The organism is Streptomyces sp. GMY02 (genome assembly GCF_019056675.1).
Taxonomy (GTDB): domain Bacteria; phylum Actinomycetota; class Actinomycetes; order Streptomycetales; family Streptomycetaceae; genus Streptomyces; species Streptomyces odonnellii.
Map to the genome: position 1 here is coordinate 2,800,266 of NZ_CP077658.1, position 14,911 is coordinate 2,815,176.

General features: G+C 71.0%; 14 protein-coding genes and 2 pseudogenes. 6 read left to right on the forward strand and 10 right to left on the reverse strand.

The window, feature by feature from the left end; translation table 11 throughout:
* Positions 1-121 precede the first annotated feature (121 nt).
* Positions 122-1,564: a zinc-dependent metalloprotease gene (locus tag KQY30_RS11610; RefSeq protein WP_217306757.1), complete on the forward strand. Its 1,443-nt coding sequence runs from the start codon at positions 122-124 to the stop codon at positions 1,562-1,564.
* A 26-nt stretch (positions 1,565-1,590) separates the two neighbouring features.
* Positions 1,591-2,124, forward strand: coding sequence for an NUDIX hydrolase (locus tag KQY30_RS11615; RefSeq protein WP_217310992.1), 534 nt, complete (start codon positions 1,591-1,593; stop codon positions 2,122-2,124).
* A gap of 179 nt (positions 2,125-2,303) precedes the next feature.
* Here the strand turns inward: KQY30_RS11615 and KQY30_RS11620 are convergent, their stop codons facing one another.
* The 4 genes from KQY30_RS11620 to KQY30_RS11635 all read right to left on the reverse strand — a co-directional run bounded on the left by KQY30_RS11620 (position 2,304) and on the right by KQY30_RS11635 (position 6,290).
* Positions 2,304-3,062, reverse strand: coding sequence for an AIM24 family protein (locus tag KQY30_RS11620; RefSeq protein ID WP_217306758.1), 759 nt, complete (start codon positions 3,060-3,062; stop codon positions 2,304-2,306).
* A 16-nt stretch (positions 3,063-3,078) separates the two neighbouring features.
* Positions 3,079-3,759, reverse strand: a complete 681-nt coding sequence (locus tag KQY30_RS11625; protein ID WP_046500428.1) for an AIM24 family protein — start codon at positions 3,757-3,759, stop codon at positions 3,079-3,081.
* A gap of 13 nt (positions 3,760-3,772) precedes the next feature.
* A complete protein-coding gene (locus KQY30_RS11630) occupies positions 3,773-5,500 on the reverse strand; it encodes a TerD family protein (protein WP_217306759.1) in 1,728 nt (575 codons plus the stop codon).
* Between the two features lie 136 nt (positions 5,501-5,636).
* On the reverse strand, positions 5,637-6,290 hold the full coding sequence (locus tag KQY30_RS11635) for a M48 family metallopeptidase (protein WP_217306760.1): 654 nt from the start codon (positions 6,288-6,290) through the stop codon (positions 5,637-5,639).
* A 236-nt stretch (positions 6,291-6,526) separates the two neighbouring features.
* Between KQY30_RS11635 and KQY30_RS11640 the strand changes: the two genes are divergently transcribed.
* On the forward strand, positions 6,527-7,675 hold the full coding sequence (locus KQY30_RS11640) for a ThiF family adenylyltransferase (protein ID WP_217306761.1): 1,149 nt from the start codon (positions 6,527-6,529) through the stop codon (positions 7,673-7,675).
* A 42-nt stretch (positions 7,676-7,717) separates the two neighbouring features.
* Positions 7,718-9,133: an AarF/ABC1/UbiB kinase family protein gene (locus tag KQY30_RS11645; RefSeq protein ID WP_217306762.1), complete on the forward strand. Its 1,416-nt coding sequence runs from the start codon at positions 7,718-7,720 to the stop codon at positions 9,131-9,133.
* 77 nt (positions 9,134-9,210) lie between these two features.
* On the opposite strand, the gene KQY30_RS11650 is transcribed toward KQY30_RS11645, so the two are convergent.
* The 4 genes and pseudogenes from KQY30_RS11650 to KQY30_RS11665 all read right to left on the reverse strand — a co-directional run bounded on the left by KQY30_RS11650 (position 9,211) and on the right by KQY30_RS11665 (position 12,650).
* Positions 9,211-9,534, reverse strand: coding sequence for a hypothetical protein (locus tag KQY30_RS11650; protein ID WP_217306763.1), 324 nt, complete (start codon positions 9,532-9,534; stop codon positions 9,211-9,213).
* On the reverse strand, positions 9,531-9,899 hold the full coding sequence (locus tag KQY30_RS11655) for a WhiB family transcriptional regulator (protein WP_046502873.1): 369 nt from the start codon (positions 9,897-9,899) through the stop codon (positions 9,531-9,533). The genes KQY30_RS11650 and KQY30_RS11655 overlap by 4 nt, the downstream gene beginning before the upstream one ends.
* A 175-nt stretch (positions 9,900-10,074) precedes the next feature.
* On the reverse strand, positions 10,075-10,401 hold the full coding sequence (locus tag KQY30_RS11660) for a hypothetical protein (protein ID WP_217306764.1): 327 nt from the start codon (positions 10,399-10,401) through the stop codon (positions 10,075-10,077).
* Positions 10,402-10,584: 183 nt separating this feature from the next.
* Positions 10,585-12,650 (reverse strand): annotated as a pseudogene (locus KQY30_RS11665) (ATP-dependent DNA helicase UvrD2).
* Positions 12,651-13,003: 353 nt separating this feature from the next.
* Here KQY30_RS11665 and KQY30_RS11670 point away from each other — a divergent pair.
* A complete protein-coding gene (locus KQY30_RS11670) occupies positions 13,004-13,261 on the forward strand; it encodes a glutaredoxin domain-containing protein (RefSeq protein ID WP_217306765.1) in 258 nt (85 codons plus the stop codon).
* A gap of 78 nt (positions 13,262-13,339) precedes the next feature.
* On the opposite strand, the gene KQY30_RS11675 is transcribed toward KQY30_RS11670, so the two are convergent.
* Positions 13,340-13,582 (reverse strand): MerR family DNA-binding protein, encoded by a 243-nt coding sequence (locus KQY30_RS11675; RefSeq protein ID WP_254407080.1) that lies wholly within the window; start codon positions 13,580-13,582, stop codon positions 13,340-13,342.
* On the opposite strand from KQY30_RS11675, the pseudogene KQY30_RS11680 reads away from it, so the two are divergent.
* A pseudogene (locus KQY30_RS11680) lies at positions 13,548-13,850 on the forward strand (hypothetical protein); the annotation flags it as partial. The gene KQY30_RS11675 and the pseudogene KQY30_RS11680 sit on opposite strands and share 35 nt — an antisense overlap.
* Positions 13,851-13,909: 59 nt before the next feature.
* On the opposite strand, the gene nudC reads toward KQY30_RS11680, so the two are convergent.
* A complete protein-coding gene (gene nudC / locus KQY30_RS11685) occupies positions 13,910-14,854 on the reverse strand; it encodes an NAD(+) diphosphatase (protein WP_217306766.1) in 945 nt (314 codons plus the stop codon).
* Between the last annotated feature and the right edge of the window lie 57 nt (positions 14,855-14,911).

Genomic DNA, 14,911 nt, shown 5'->3' on the forward strand with positions numbered 1-14,911 from the left:
GAAGCCGGCCGGGTGTCGGAGGCGGTACCACACTCGTCCGCCCGGTCCCGCTTAGGCTGGGTGGTGTAGTCGGGCAGTCGCCGCCGGCGGACGCCGGTGGCCCTACGAGCCGAGGAACCCCGTGAGTGACACACCATTCGGATTCGGCCTTCCGCCGGAGGAGCCGGAGGACGGCGACGGCAAGAAGAAGGACCCTGCCGGAGGTGGTCAGGGTGCCGGTGGTCAGGGCGGTCCCGGCAACCCCTTCGGCAATTTCGGGTTCGGGCTGCCGGGCGGCGCGGGCGGTGCGGACAATCCGTTCGCCGCGATGTTCGGTTCGCTCAACCCCAGTGATCTGGGCGCGGCCTTCCAGCAGCTCGGCCAGATGCTCAGCTATGAGGGCGGCCCTGTCAACTGGGACATGGCCAAGCAGATCGCCCGCCAGACGGTCGCGCAGGGCACCCCGGACGGCACGAAGGACGCGAGCGTCGGCCCCTCGGAGCGCGCCTCGGTCGAGGAGGCGGTGCGGCTGGCCGATCTGTGGCTGGACGGCGTCACCTCCCTGCCCTCGGGCGCGAACACCGCGGTGGCGTGGAGCCGTGCCGAGTGGGTCGAGGCGACGCTGCCCGCGTGGCAGCAGCTCGTCGACCCGGTGGCGGAGCGGGTGGGCACGGCCATGGGCGAGGTGCTCCCCGAGGAGATGCAGTCCGTGGCGGGCCCGCTGATCGGCATGATGCGCTCCATGGGCGGCGCGATGTTCGGCCAGCAGATCGGGCAGGCCGTGGGCGTGCTGGCGGGCGAGGTGGTGGGCTCGACGGACATCGGGCTGCCGCTCGGCCCGGCGGGCAAGGCCGCGCTCCTTCCGCTGAACATCGAGGCGTTCAGCAAGGACCTCGGAGTGCCCAGGGACGAGATCCGGCTGTATCTGGCCCTGCGCGAGGCCGCCCACCAGCGGCTCTTCGCCCATGTGCCCTGGCTGCGGTCGCACATGTTCGGCGCGGTCGAGGGCTATGCCCGCGGGATCAAGGTCGACACCACCAAGCTGGAGGACGTGGTCGGCCAGTTCGACCCCACGCATCCCGAGGAGCTGCAGGAAGCGCTCCAGCAGGGCATGTTCCAGCCGGAGGACACACCCGAGCAGAAGGCCGCGCTGGCCCGTCTCGAAACGGCGCTCGCGCTGGTCGAGGGCTGGGTGGACGCGGTGGTGCACGAGGCGGCCAAGAGCAGGCTCACGGGCGCCGACGCGCTCCGCGAGACGCTGCGCAGACGACGTGCGTCCGGTGGCCCCGCCGAGCAGACCTTCGCCACCCTGATCGGCCTGCATCTGCGGCCGCGCCGGCTGCGGGACGCCGCCCGCCTGTGGGCATCGCTCACGGACGCGCGCGGGGCCGACGGGCGTGACCGGCTGTGGGAGCACCCGGACATGCTGCCGACGGCCTCCGACCTGGACGACCCGGACGGCTTCGTCCATCACGAGCAGTTGGACTTCTCCGAGCTGGACAAGATGCTCGGCGAGGCAGCGGACGAACCGGACGGCAAGGGCGGCAAAGGTGGCAAGGGCGGCAAGGACGACACCGACCAGTGAGCCTGCGTGACGATCTGCATGACGACCTGCATAACGACGCCGCCCTCGTACTGAAGTCGTACGAGAGCCGGTACGAGGGCCAGGAGGAGCTGCGCGATCTCTATCTGGATCATCTCGCCGCGCACCGGGACGCGATGTGGAAGGCCTGTACGGCGGGGCATCTCACCGCCAGCGCGCTGGTGATCGATCCGGCGCGGGGCCGGGTGCTGCTCACCCTGCACAAGAAGCTCGGCCTGTGGCTCCAGATGGGCGGCCACTGCGAGCCCGATGACCGGACCCTGGAGGGCGCGGCACTGCGGGAGGCCGAGGAGGAGTCCGGGATCGCCGGTCTGACACCGCTGGCGGGCGGTCCCGTACAGCTCGACCGGCATGCCATTCCGGCCCCGTGCCACTGGCATCTGGATGTGCAGTACGCGGCGCTGGCGCCGGCCGGCGCGGTCGAGCGGATCAGCGAGGAGTCGCTCGATCTGCGCTGGTTCTCCTACGAGGAGGCGGCGACGGTGGCCGACGGCTCGGTCGTACGGCTGGTGGAGCGCACGCGGGCCGTGCTGAACGCGTAGGCCCTGTCGGCGGGCGGGGGTGGCCGGGCTTCTTTCTGAGCCGCGGCCACGCTGGGCCGTGGCCACCCCGAGCCGCGTCTCAGGGTGGCCGTCCCTGTCCGTCGATTGTGTCCGTCGATGCCCGGGGAGCGCCGTCCTCCGGTCCCCGGCCGCCTTCCGCAGGCGGCCGGGCCCGGCCGTCATCTGCTCCAGGCGTTGTTCTGGTTCTGGCCGTGCGCTCCGTGCTGGCCGACGCCGAACTGTGCGGCCAGGCCCTGCCCGATCTCCGTGTGCTGCGGCGGCATGACCTCGCTGGGCTGCACCAGTGCGAAGCCCTGCCCCAGGAAGCTCAGCTCCCAGCCCTCGCCCGTGTTGCCGCGCCGCCTCCGTATGCCCGAGGAGTGTGTCTGCGCCTGCATCTGCACCCGTAGCGCGGAGGACCAGGCGACGACCGCGTCGGCGTCGGCGTTGACGTACTTGTCCGGCGTGACCTGCATCATCAGCGGCTGGCCCGAGGTCATCAGCGCGACCTTGCCCCGGCCGGAGACATTGAGCTGGTACTTGCCGGAGCCCGAGATGCCGTACTGGCTGTCCACCGCGATGACTTCGGTGTGCAGCGAGGAGTCGAGCGCCAGCACATAGGCGCTGTCCACCGTCATCCCCTCGTGGTCGACATCCACGACATGGATGTACTGGGCGAGGTTGGCCAGATAGACCGTGCCCTGGCCCGAGCAGCGCATCAGGTCCAGTCCCTCACCGGTGCGGGCGCGGGCCCGGCGCTGGCCCTGCGACTGGTACTCGCCGTCGAAGTCGATCAGCCCCTGATACGCGACCATCGCGCCCTTGCGGGCGAGGACATCGTCCTGGCCGCTGAGCGCGACCCGCAGGAGCTGCGGGTTCTGCACCGCGTACCGCTCCTGGGTCTGCTGTTCCGTATGGGCGAAAAGCGGACTCTGCATGGTGTTCTCGCTCCCCTCAGCGCTGGATCCGCAGGCGGTCGGTGCTGTCCTCGCTGGGCTGTACGACGACGATGCCCTGGCCGGAGAAGGCCATCTGATAGGCCTCTCCGCTGCCCCGCCCGATCAGCGCGGACGCCTTCAGGCTGCGCTTGCCCTTCACCTTGAGGGCCGGGGACCAGGCGACGAGGGCGTCCGGGTCGACATAGGTCTCGTCCTCGCCCCGGCCGCAGTCGACGACGATCGGGGTGCCGCGCGAGGTCAGGGCGACCCAGCCGGTCCCGGCTATCCGCACATTCCACAGGCCCTGTCCGGCGAACTTGGCCAGTCCCTTCACCCGCTCCACGCCCCACTGGAGATGGGCATCGAAGGCCAGCACATTGGTGCCGTTGACCGAGAGCGCGTCATTGTCGAGGTTGATGACCACGACATCCGCGCCGTAGTCCGCGAGATAGAGCAGGCCGTCGCCGGAGCACTTCATCAGGGGTGTGCCCTCGCCGGTCACCCACTGGGAGGCGATCTGGCGGATGGCGGGCGGATTCGGCTCGTACTGGATGAAGCCCTCGTAGGCGACCATCGAGCCGGTGCGCGCGAAGAGGTCCTGTCCTGAGGCCATCGCGACCTTGAGCATGGCGCGGCCGTGGTTCTCCATCCGGGCCGCGACGGGGGTGGGGGCATAGCCCGCGAGCTGCTGGTTCATGGTCCGGGCTCCCTCAGACCTCGTACGGCTGGACGACGATGAAGTTGCCGGGGGCGCCCCGGAACTGGAGGTTCACGGTCTCTCCGCTGTGGCCCGGATACGCGTTGCGGCGCAGCCTGACCTGGCTGGAGATGATCACTTGGGACGCGGCCGACCAGGCGACGACGGCATTGCAGTCGGCGAAGGTCGTGGGCGTGACGGGCAGCACCACCGGGGTGCCATGGGTCTTCACGACGACGGTGCCCGTGCCCTGGAAGAGCATGGTGAACAGGGCGCCGCCCGGTATGCCATGGCCCTCGATCCTGCGGACCTCGTACTGAAGGGACTCGTCGAAGGCGAGGACGTTCTCCGCCGAGACGCAGATCCCGTCGCCCTGAAGCTCCACGGGGTGCAGATGCGCGCCCTCCTCGGCGAGGAAGACCTGGCCGCGGCCGGTACAGCGCATGAGCTGCATCTCCTGGCCGGTGGCGTTGCCGACGACACGGCCGGCGAAACCGGCGCCCTTGTAGCTGAAGTCGACCTTCCCCTGGTACATCACCATGCTGCCCTGGCGGGCCAGGACCGGGGTGCCGCCCATGCCGAGGTCGACCCGCATCAACTGGCCGTTCTGCCGGGTCCAGCGCTGTCCGGTGGGCAGTTCCTTGTACGGCTGGAGGGCGGCCTGAAGACCGGCGCCGCCGGGCGGCACGCCCTGGGGAACCCCCTGCGGAACGCCGGGCTGGACACCCGTCGGCGGTCCTGGCGGCTGTCCGTACGGCGCGGGCGCGGGCTGACCGTACGGGGACGGCGCTTGGGGCGCGGGCGGGACCTGCCCCGGGATCTGCATCGGAGGCTGCCCCGGGACCTGCCCTGGGACCTGGCCGAACTGCGGCTGCTGGGGCGGCTGTCCGTACGGCGCTGGCGCGGGAGGCGGCGGTACGGTCCCGCCGGGCGGGGTCATGGGCGCGGCGATGGTCGGCGCGCCGTGCATCGGCGGGGGTGCCGGGGCGGGGGCCGGGGGTCCGGGCGGCGTCCCGAACACCGGCGCGGGCTGCGGAGCTTGGGGCGCCTGCGGGATCTGAGGCGTCTGGGGTGCGTGAGGCGCCTGAAGTGCCTGAGGGGACGCCGGGACGCCGAACGCGGGCGGGGGCGCCGGGGCGGGCGCGCTCTGCGTGGGTGGGGCGAATCCGGGCACCTGCCCGCCGTCCGGCGGCTGCGGTGCGGCGGGCTCCTCCTCGGCGACCTCACCGCCGAAGTTCCTCAGAAGCGCGTCCAGACCGCCGTCGAAGCCCTGGCCCACCGCGGCGAACCGCCAGACGTCCTTCAGATAGAAGTCACCGAGCATGACCGCCCGCTCGGTGGTGAACTCCGAACCGGTGAAGGCGTATCGGACGACTTCCTCGCCGCCCGCGACAATGCGGATGTACCCGGGGCCGACCTGGGACATCTGGCCCGCGCCGTCGATCGTGGCGGTGAACGAGAGCTTCTGAATGGCGGGCGGAATACGCTCCAGCGTCACCCGGAACGACTCGGTGTCGCCGGCCTGGGCGCCCAGCAACTGGATGGATTCCTCAGGGGACTTCGGCTGGTTGAAGAAGATGAAGTAACGGTCGTCCGAGAGCTGTTCGTCCGCGTCGAGGCCGAAACAGCTAATGTCGAAGCTCAGCCCGGGAGCGGCGATCTGCACACCTACGTACAGATCCGTCCCCGCGGTGAGATCACTGATCTTGGCCTTGTGGCCGCGCTGGAATTCCCTGGCCATGCGTAACGACCGTCCCCCATCCCGAATGTGTTCGCGTCGCGCCAGGCTAACGGCTGCGTACGACATTGAGCCAAGCCGGTACAGACTCGGTACACACGCACCATGCCGGTCCGTATCCGCGCACCCTGGCGGTCCGTCATTCCACGTGCGGTGATTCACCGTGCGGTGATTCCCCGCGTGCGACGGGCAGATGCGGCAGCCGGTCGGCGGCGACGACACCTTCGAGATAGCCACGCGCCCGCTCGGTGCGCGGATAGGCCTCCAGGAGCCGCCAGAACCGCGGCCCGTGGCCCGGTACGAGCAGATGCGCCAACTCGTGCACGAGCACATAGTCGACGACGTACTCCGGCATGCCCTGGAGCCGGTGCGACAGACGGATGCTGCCCTCGGCCGGGGTGCACGAACCCCAGCGGGTGTTCTGGTTGGTGACCCAGCGGACGGACGTGGGCCGGGCACTGCCGTTGAAGTACAGGGCGGAGAGCCGCTCGGCCCGCTCGGTCAGCTCGCCGTCGCCGAGGACGCGCTTGCTCTCCTGCGCGGCGAGTTTGTCGAGCATCACGGTGACCCAGCGCCGCTCCTCGGCCTCCGACATCCGGGCGGGGATGAGGACGATGGTCCGGTCGCCCTCGCGGTACGCCGAGACGGTTCTGCTGCGGCGGGCGCTTCTGCGGACCTCGACAGCGCTCGTCCCCGGGCCGCGCGACAGGCGGCTTGTCACGCTGCGCTCTTCACTTGCGGCGCTGTGCGAGGGGAGCTCCCCCGCGAGGCGAGGGGAAGGATCGGCGGACACGCCCCGACGTTACCCGCTGTGTGTGGGGGAAGTCCCGCCTCCGGGGTGGTTCAATCTTGATCCATTTTCGGCCCCTCGTTATTTGCACGATTAATGCGCGTGCCTGTGGATAACTTTCTGCATCGCCGCGCGCCGCCTTGCATTCTGGGAACACGGATCAACCGGATCGAGCAGTCCGGGCGGGGCCGGGGAGATTCCGGCGGCGGAAATCGAGAGGGAGCGAGAGGGAGGCCGATATGCATCCGATGGTGAAGCCCGCGCTGCGGCGTGCGTGGCGGGAGCGGCAGACCGTGCAGTTCGGGGTCACTCCCGCGCATGCCGTGCTGGTCGGTCCTGTCGATACGGCCACGGGCAGTTTTCTGGAGCTGCTCGACGGGACCCGTGGACTGCCCCTGCTGAGGGAGCGGGCGCATGCGATGGGGCTGCCCGACGGGCTGGCCGATTCGCTGGTGGAACGGCTGAGCGCGGCAGGGGTGCTCGACGATCCGGACGAGGACGGCCCCGCGGCCGAGGGCTTACGGAAGCGGACGGGCGCCTTCGACCGGCTGCGGCCCGATCTGGCGTCCCTGTCCGTTGTCCACCGTGAGCCGGGGGCGGGGATACGCCGGCTGGCGGCGCGGCGGGCCATGCGGGTCCAGGTCCGGGGCGCGGGGCGGGTGGGCGCGGCCGTCGCCGCGGTGCTCGCGGCCTCCGGGGTGGGGCGGGTGGATGTGCTGGACGGCGGGTGTACGGAGGAGGGGGATGTGGCGCCGGGCGGACTGCCCGCCCACAGCGTGGGCGAGCGGCGTGACATCGCGGCGCGGCAGTTGGTCCGGCGGTCCGCGCCGGGGCGTCCGCCGAGCGCGGCGGAGTACGGGGAGCCCTGCGGCGAGGCCGAGCCGGGTCTCTCCCTGGTGATCGTCGCTCCCCGGGACGGGCTCGCGGCGTATGCCCCGGATCCGGCCACGGCCGAGCCCTGGATCGCCACCGGCACGCCCCATCTGTATACGGGGGTGATCGAGGCGACGGGCCTGGTCGGACCGCTGGTGCTGCCCGGTGGCACGGCCTGCGCGGAGTGTGTGGCACGGGCCAGGGCGGAGCGTGATCCGGGGTGGCCGCGGATGCTGGCGCAGTGGCGCTCCGGGCACCGGACTCCCTCGGTGCCGGCCTGCGATCTGGGGCTGGCCACGGCGGTGGCGGGGCTGGCGGCGGCCCATGCCCTGTCGTTCCTGGACGGGGATCTGCCGGCCAGTACGGGGGCGCGGTGGGAGGCGTCGCTGCCGCTGCTGGACTGGCGGGCGGAGCGCGTCACCCCCCATCCGGACTGCTCCTGCGGGGCGGCCGGCGGGCAGGAGGGGGTGCGCATGGCGGATATCGGGGCGTCGCACGACACAATGGCTGGGTAACCGCCGCACGCGGCTCGGCTGTCTGGGACTTGGAGGGGCTTCATGTCTGATCTTCCCCGGAAGGCGGTCACCCGGACCGCGAAGCTGGCCACGCTGCCACTGGGCTTCGCGGGCCGGGCCACCTGGGGCCTGGGCAAGCGGATCGGCGGGAAGTCCGCGGAGATCGTCGCCCGGGAACTGCAGCAGCGCACGGCGGACCAGCTCTTCAAGGTCCTCGGCGAGCTGAAGGGCGGTGCGATGAAGTTCGGGCAGGCACTGTCCGTGTTCGAGTCGGCGCTGCCCGAGGAGATCGCCGGGCCCTACCGGGCGGCGCTCACCAGGCTCCAGGAGGCGGCGCCGCCCATGCCGGTCCGTACGGTCCACGCGGTGCTGGCGGAGCGGCTGGGCGAGGAGTGGCGGGAGCTGTTCCTGGAGTTCGAGGACAAGCCCTCGGCCGCCGCGTCGATCGGGCAGGTGCACCGCGCGGTCTGGCACGACGGGCGCGAGGTCGCGGTCAAGGTGCAGTATCCGGGGGCGGGCGAGGCGCTGCTGTCCGATCTCGCGCAGCTCAGCCGGTTCGCCAGGCTGCTGGGGCCGCTGATCCCGGGGATGGACATCAAGCCGCTGATCACCGAACTGCGCGACCGGGTCGCCGAGGAACTGGACTACGCGCTGGAGGCCGAGGCACAGCAGGAGCATGCGGCGGAGTTCGCGGGCGACCCGGATGTGGTGGTGCCGGAGGTGGTGTACCAGGGCGAGCAGGTGCTGGTCACGGAGTGGATCGACGGGACACCGCTGTCGGAGGTGATCTCCGACGGGACGCCCGAGCAGCGCGACCGGGCGGGGCAGCTCCTCGCCAGGTTCCTCTTCTCGGGCCCGGCCCGCACGGGTCTGCTGCACGCCGATCCGCACCCGGGGAACTTCCGGCTGCTGCCGGCGGCGCACCCTGACGGTGAGGGCGGGGACGGCGAGGAGGGCGAGAGCGGAGAACTCCGGCTGGGGGTGCTGGACTTCGGCACGGTGGACCGGCTGCCGGGCGGGCTTCCCGACACTATCGGCGAGGCGCTGCGGATGACCCTGGAGGACGACGCCGAGGCGGTGTACGGCCTGCTGTGCGAGGAAGGGTTCGTCAAGGAGTCCATCGATCTCGACCCGGACGCGGTGCTGGACTATCTCCGGCCGATCATCGAGCCGGCGGCGGTGGAGGAGTTCACCTTCACCCGGGGCTGGATGCGCGACCAGGCCGCGCGGATAGCGGATCCGCGCTCCCCCGCGCACCAGTTGGGCAAGCAGCTCAATCTGCCGCCGTCGTATCTGCTGATACACCGCGTCACGCTGAGCACCATCGGGGTGCTCTGCCAGCTCAGCGCGACGGTCCGGCTCAGGGACGAACTGGAGGCCTGGCTGCCCGGGTTCGTACCGGAGCCGTTCATACCGGAACAGGCGTCCGCGGCCGAGCCGGAGGACGACAGCGCCTGAACGCGGCGCGGGGGCCGGTCCCTCGGGACCGGCCCCCGCTCGCTGACGGTGATGGGCGCGACTGGACAGTCGGCCGCTTACTGCATGACGGCCATGGCCAGCGCGCGGCGGGCGCGCATCGATACGCGCTCGGCGCGGCGCTGCATCCGCCGGGCGGCGACCAGGCGCGCGGCCCGGCGTTCCGCGTCGGCTTCCCGCAGGCGCTCGCTCATATGCGCGCGCGCCATGGCTTCTGGGATGAGTTGCATCTCACGGGTCCTGTTCTGACGCGAGTCCTTCGCGTCCTTGGTGCTGACGGCTGGGGTGGCGGAGCCGGTGGGCTCTCGCAGGGAAGAGGTCATCGGAGCCTGCTTCTGGGGATCGTGCGTAAACGGACGGTCGATGGTTCCGGTGGCGGTCATGCCGTGACCGGGTTCTTGCGCGGACGGCCACGCGGCCGCTTGCGGGCCACGACCACGCCCTGGACGAAGAGTTCGCCACCCCACACGCCCCACGGCTCGCGCCGCTCCTTGGCGCCGGCGAGGCAGGCCTCGACCAGCGGGCAGGTGCGGCAGAGCGCCTTGGCGTACTCGACATCGGCCGGGGACTCGGCGAAGAAGACCTCGGGGTCGTAAGCACGGCAGGGGACGGCGACGCCGAGGTTCTCGATGGCGTCGTCGAGCGCGGTGAGCGCGGTGAGCGGGGTCAAGGTGGAGTCCTCCGTGGGGACGGGCGGGGAGATCGTTTCGGAAGGCGGTACGGACGGGGCGTGCGCTTCGAGTTGCACGGGTGTCGTTCCTCGTCTGGTCGGTCCGGCCTGGTTGGCCGGGTTTCGGCTTGGTACCGAGCGTTGCTGGTGTCCCGAGGCCCCTTCGTTCCGTCTCTCCCGTTCGGGACAAACAGAAGGGCCGCGGATCCCGGGTGGGGTTCCGCGGCCCTGAAGGCGCCGGCCTGATCGTCTGTCAGGCTGGATCACTCCAGGGTTCGAGCCCACGGAAGGCCCACATCGTGTGGTGCTGCGTCTGCCGCTTGGTTTCGGCACCGGTCGCCGCAAAGGCATAGGCCTTGGCCGCTGCCGCTGCTACTCCTGCTTCCAGTGCCTTGGTCGGTCGCTCATTGCGCACCCCAACGGGAAGACCCGACAGGGCGGCGGGCAGCACGGCGGAGAAGCCGGACAGACCACTGGCGATGAGTTCGGAACCGGAGAAGCCGAGCGGGCAGGCGGAGACGACCGAGCGATCGGTCATTTTGTCGGTGCTGACAAAGTCGATGTTCTTGATGCTGATCACTGGAATCGCCTCCTCTCGGCGTCTCAAGGACTGACCGGAGCCAGTCGCGCGTATTCTGGACAGATACTGCTTTGGACAAGTAGAGCACGGGGACAGGGCTTGGGAGAAGCCCGCTGTTCCCGTGGTTAAGAACCTATGGGGATTGCCCTGGCGGGCGCAAACTATTTTTTCGACGAGTTCGTATCAGTCCTCCCCGCCGTCCCCGGCACGCTCCTCACCAGCGCAGATGGCAAGCACATCGGCTCCGAAACGGTCCAGCTTGCGGGCGCCGACGCCGGCGATCGACGCCAGCTCGCCCGGGCCGGCCGGCACCGCCTCGGCGATCGCCATCAGGGTCTTGTCGGTGAACACGCAATAGGCGGGCTGGCCCAGGGCCCCGGCCTGGTCGGCGCGCCAGTCCCGCAGCCGTTCGTAGAGCGCCTCGTCCATGTCCGACGGGCAGTCCTCACAGCGCATCAGCTTCATCTCGCCCGCGTCGGTCAGGGTCTTGCCGCAGACCCGGCAGAGCGCCGGGCCGCGCCGCTTGCGCCGTGCCGCGCCGCCGCGCTCCACGGCTCCGCCCGGCCTTGTCTCCGTACCCCGCGCCCCGGCGGCGGTGGAGCCCGGGCGCAGTCCGTTGAGGAAGCGGGTGGGGCGGCGGGAGGCCCGGCCGCCGGGCGCGCGGGAGAGCGCCCAGGACAGACAGAGATGCGACCGCGCCCGGGTGACCCCGACATAGAGGAGCCGGCGCTCCTCCTCGATCTGCTCATCGGTCTTGGCGTAGGTGATCGGCATCATGCCCTCGGCGAGCCCGACCAGGAACACCGCGTCCCACTCCAGGCCCTTCGCCGCGTGCAGCGAGGCCAGGGTGACGCCCTGGACCGTGGGCGCGTGCTGGGCGGCCGCGCGCTCGTCCAGCTCGGCCACCAGATCGGCGAGTGTCGCCTCCGGCCTGGCCCGTACGAAGTCCTCGGCGAGCCGGACCAGGGCCGCCAGGGACTCCCAGCGGTCACGCACCGCGCCCGAGCCCGCCGGGGGTTCGGTGGTCCAGCCCTTGGTGGAGAGCACCGCCCGCACCTGCGCGGGCAGTTCGACGACATCGTCGAGCAGGGAGTCATTGCCCCCGAAGCGGGCCGCGCCCCGCAGCGCCGCGCCCGCCTCCCGTACCTCCTGGCGCTCGAAGAACCGCTCCGCGCCGCGCAGTTGATAGGGCACCCCGGCGTCGGCCAGGGCCTGTTCGTAGACCTCCGACTGGGCGTTGATCCGGTACAGCACGGCGATCTCACCGGCCGGGACTCCGGCCGCGATCAGATCGCGGATCCGGCGGGCGGTGCCCTCGGCCTCGGTCGGTTCGTCCACGTACTCCGTGCAGACCGGCTCGGGGCCGGGGCCGCGCTGCGAGACCAGTTCGAGCCGGTGCTCGGCGGCCCTGCCCCGGGCCTGGTTCAGCAGGCCGTTGGCGAGATGGACGACCTGGGGCGTGGAGCGGTAGTCGCGCACCAGCTTCACCACGGTGGCGCCCGGATGGCGGGTGCGGAAGTTCAGCAGATGGTCGGGGGTGGCGCCGGTGAAGGAGTAGATCGTCTGGCTGGCGTCGCCGACCACGCAGAGGCTTTCCCGGTCTCCCAGCCAGAGATCGAGCAGCCGCTGCTGGAGCGGGCTCACGTCCTGATACTCGTCGACCACGAAGTGCTGGTACTGACGGCGGATCTGGTCGGCGATGTCATGGCGGTCCTGGAGGATGCCGACCGTGAGCAGCAGGACGTCCTCGAAGTCGATCACCGAGCGGTCGCGCTTGAGCTGTTCGTACATGCCGTAGATCTGGCCGGTCTCGGCCGGGTCGCGCGGGGCCTCGCGCACGGACTTGGCCACGGCGGCGGGATAGTCGGCCGGGACGGTCTGGGTGACCTTCGCCCACTCGATCTCGCCGGTGACATCGCGCAGTTCATTGCGGTCGAGCCGGATCCGGCAGCGGGCCGCGGCCTCCGCGACGAGCTGCACCTTGCGTTCGAGCAGCCTCGGCAGCTCGCCGCCGACCGCCTTCGGCCAGAAGAACTGGAGCTGGCGCAGCGCCGCCGAGTGGAACGTACGCGCCTGGACACCGCCCGCGCCGAGCTGGCGCAGCCGACCGCGCATCTCGCCCGCGGCCCGGTTGGTGAAGGTGACGGCCAGCACGCTGCCGGGCTGGAGTATGCCCGCGCGCACACCGTACGCGATCCGGTGCGTGATCGCGCGCGTCTTGCCCGTGCCGGCCCCGGCCAGCCACACACCGGACCGTGCAGGGACGTCGCGACCTCGCGCTGCTCGGGGTCGAGTCCGTCCAGCACCGCGTCGGCGTCGCGCGGCGGGGCCACGATCTGGCCGTGCCCTGACTCCTGCGGGAATTCCGGCGGGAAGAGTGGGGAATGCGTTGCTGCTGTCACGCCGCCATGCTGCCAGGTCCCCCGGGACGGGTGCGGTGGTTGTCCACAGGGGAGGCGCATCGGTCGTACGAACACACTGGCGGGCCGAGCCACGCCCCGCCCGAGCCGGGTGCGGTGGCGGGGCGGGAATGGTGGCCGGGGCGTGGACGTTCGACATCATGCGGACAACGCATTCGGCGAGACAGAGGAGCGCGAGGGACATGCCGGGCACTGTGACGATGTACAGCACCACGTGGTGCGGATACTGCCGTCGGCTCAAGGGCCAGATGGATCGCGAGGGCATCGCGTACACGGAGATCAACATCGAGCAGGACCCGGAGTCGGCGGCCTTCGTCGAGAAGGCGAACGGCGGCAACCAGACGGTCCCGACGGTTCTGGTGGTCCCGCCCGGCGGGGGCGAGAACATCGTCATGACGAACCCCAGCCTCGCCCAGGTGAAGCAGGCCCTCGCGGTCTGACCCTCTCCCGGCGCCACGCTCCCTCCGGTGGACATCACCGGAGGGGGCGTCCCGCTGAGCCGCCCGTTCGCCGCCCGTTCAGCCGGCCTGCGCGGCCGCCCGCAGCGGGCATCCCGTACCGACACGCGTTTCGAGGTCGGCCCGCAGAGCCGCCAGCTCCGCCATCCGCGCGTCGATGACCTGGATCTTCCCCTCGAACAGCGCGGACAGCGCGTCGGCGCTGTCCGGCGCCTCGCGCAGTTCCTCCCCGTGCCGTGCGATCTCCGCGAGCGAGAAACCGCCGACACTCGACCCGATCCAGACCCTGTACGCGAATCTCATGGGTTCCGTCGTGGTCGTCTGGGCTCTGCTGCGCATCGTCGGGCCGCTGCCGGTGCACGGACTGCTGGACGGCGTGGCGCGCGTACTGTTCGCGACATGGCAGGGGTACGCGCTGGCCCACGGCGCGTTCCGCGTGCTGTGGCTGTTCTTCGCCGTCGAGGCGACGTTCGGCGTCGTCCAGTTCGTGTCGTGGTGGCGGAGCCGGCGCACCAGCCCGTCCGACGCTGCCGGCTCCCATGGGCGGCCCCGGCTCAGGGCCTCCTCGTAATCGCCCGGGTGCAACCGCCCGGTCGCACCCGGGAGTTGTAGCCGCTCAGTCGCGGCCGCTCAGTTCGCCGGCTTCGGCAGGGGCTTGCCGTACCACAGCTCCACCAGGCGCGCGGCGATGGAGATCCCGGCCGGGGGCAGGATCTCGCCCGACTCGATCGCGGTCCGCAGGTCCTCCCGGGAGAACCAGCGCGCCTCCTCGATCTCCTCGCCGTCCACCGTGATCTGCGACGAGGTGGCGCGCGCCATGAAGCCCAGCATCAGGCTCGACGGGAACGGCCATGGCTGGCTGGCGATGTACTCGACCTCGCCGACCGTGACGCCCGCCTCCTCGAAGACCTCGCGGACCACCGACTGTTCGATCGACTCCCCCGGCTCCACAAAGCCCGCGAGCGTGGAGAAGCGGCCCTCGGGCCAGTGCACCTGGCGGCCCAGGAGCGCGCGGTCCTCCTCGTCGGTGACCAGCATGATCACCGCGGGGTCGGTGCGCGGGTAGTGCTCGGCGCCACAGGCCGGGCAGCGGCGGATATGGCCGGCCGCGGCGATCACGGTGCGCTCGCCGCAGCGCGAGCAGAAACGGTGCAGCCGCTGCCAGTTCTCCAGCGCCACGGCATGCACCATCAGCCCCGCGTCGCGGGCCGACAGCAGCATGCCCGCCTCGCGCAGCCCCGCCGCCCGCGCCGACTGGTCGATACGGCCGGGGAGGCTGTCCTTCTGGAGCGCGAAATAGCGGACACCCGCCTCGTCCATGCCCAGGAAGTAGCGGTGGGCCTCGGTGACGGGCGCCTCGAAGGACGGGATCATCACGAGTTCGGTACGGCCGTCGGAGGTGTCGTCGATCAGCACCTGGCCGCCCGACACCACGAAGACCCGGGTCGTCGGATGGCTCCACGCCGCCGCCAGCCACGCCTCGTCGAGGCGGTGGTGGGCAGCGCGGTCGATACCGCTGGGGGCGGTGAGGCCGATGGGTCGATGTGCGGTGGCGTCACTGCTGATGGTGCTCACAGGTACTTCCAACTCCCCCGGATTGATTGGGTTTCTGATCAGCGGAGTGTGCGGTGC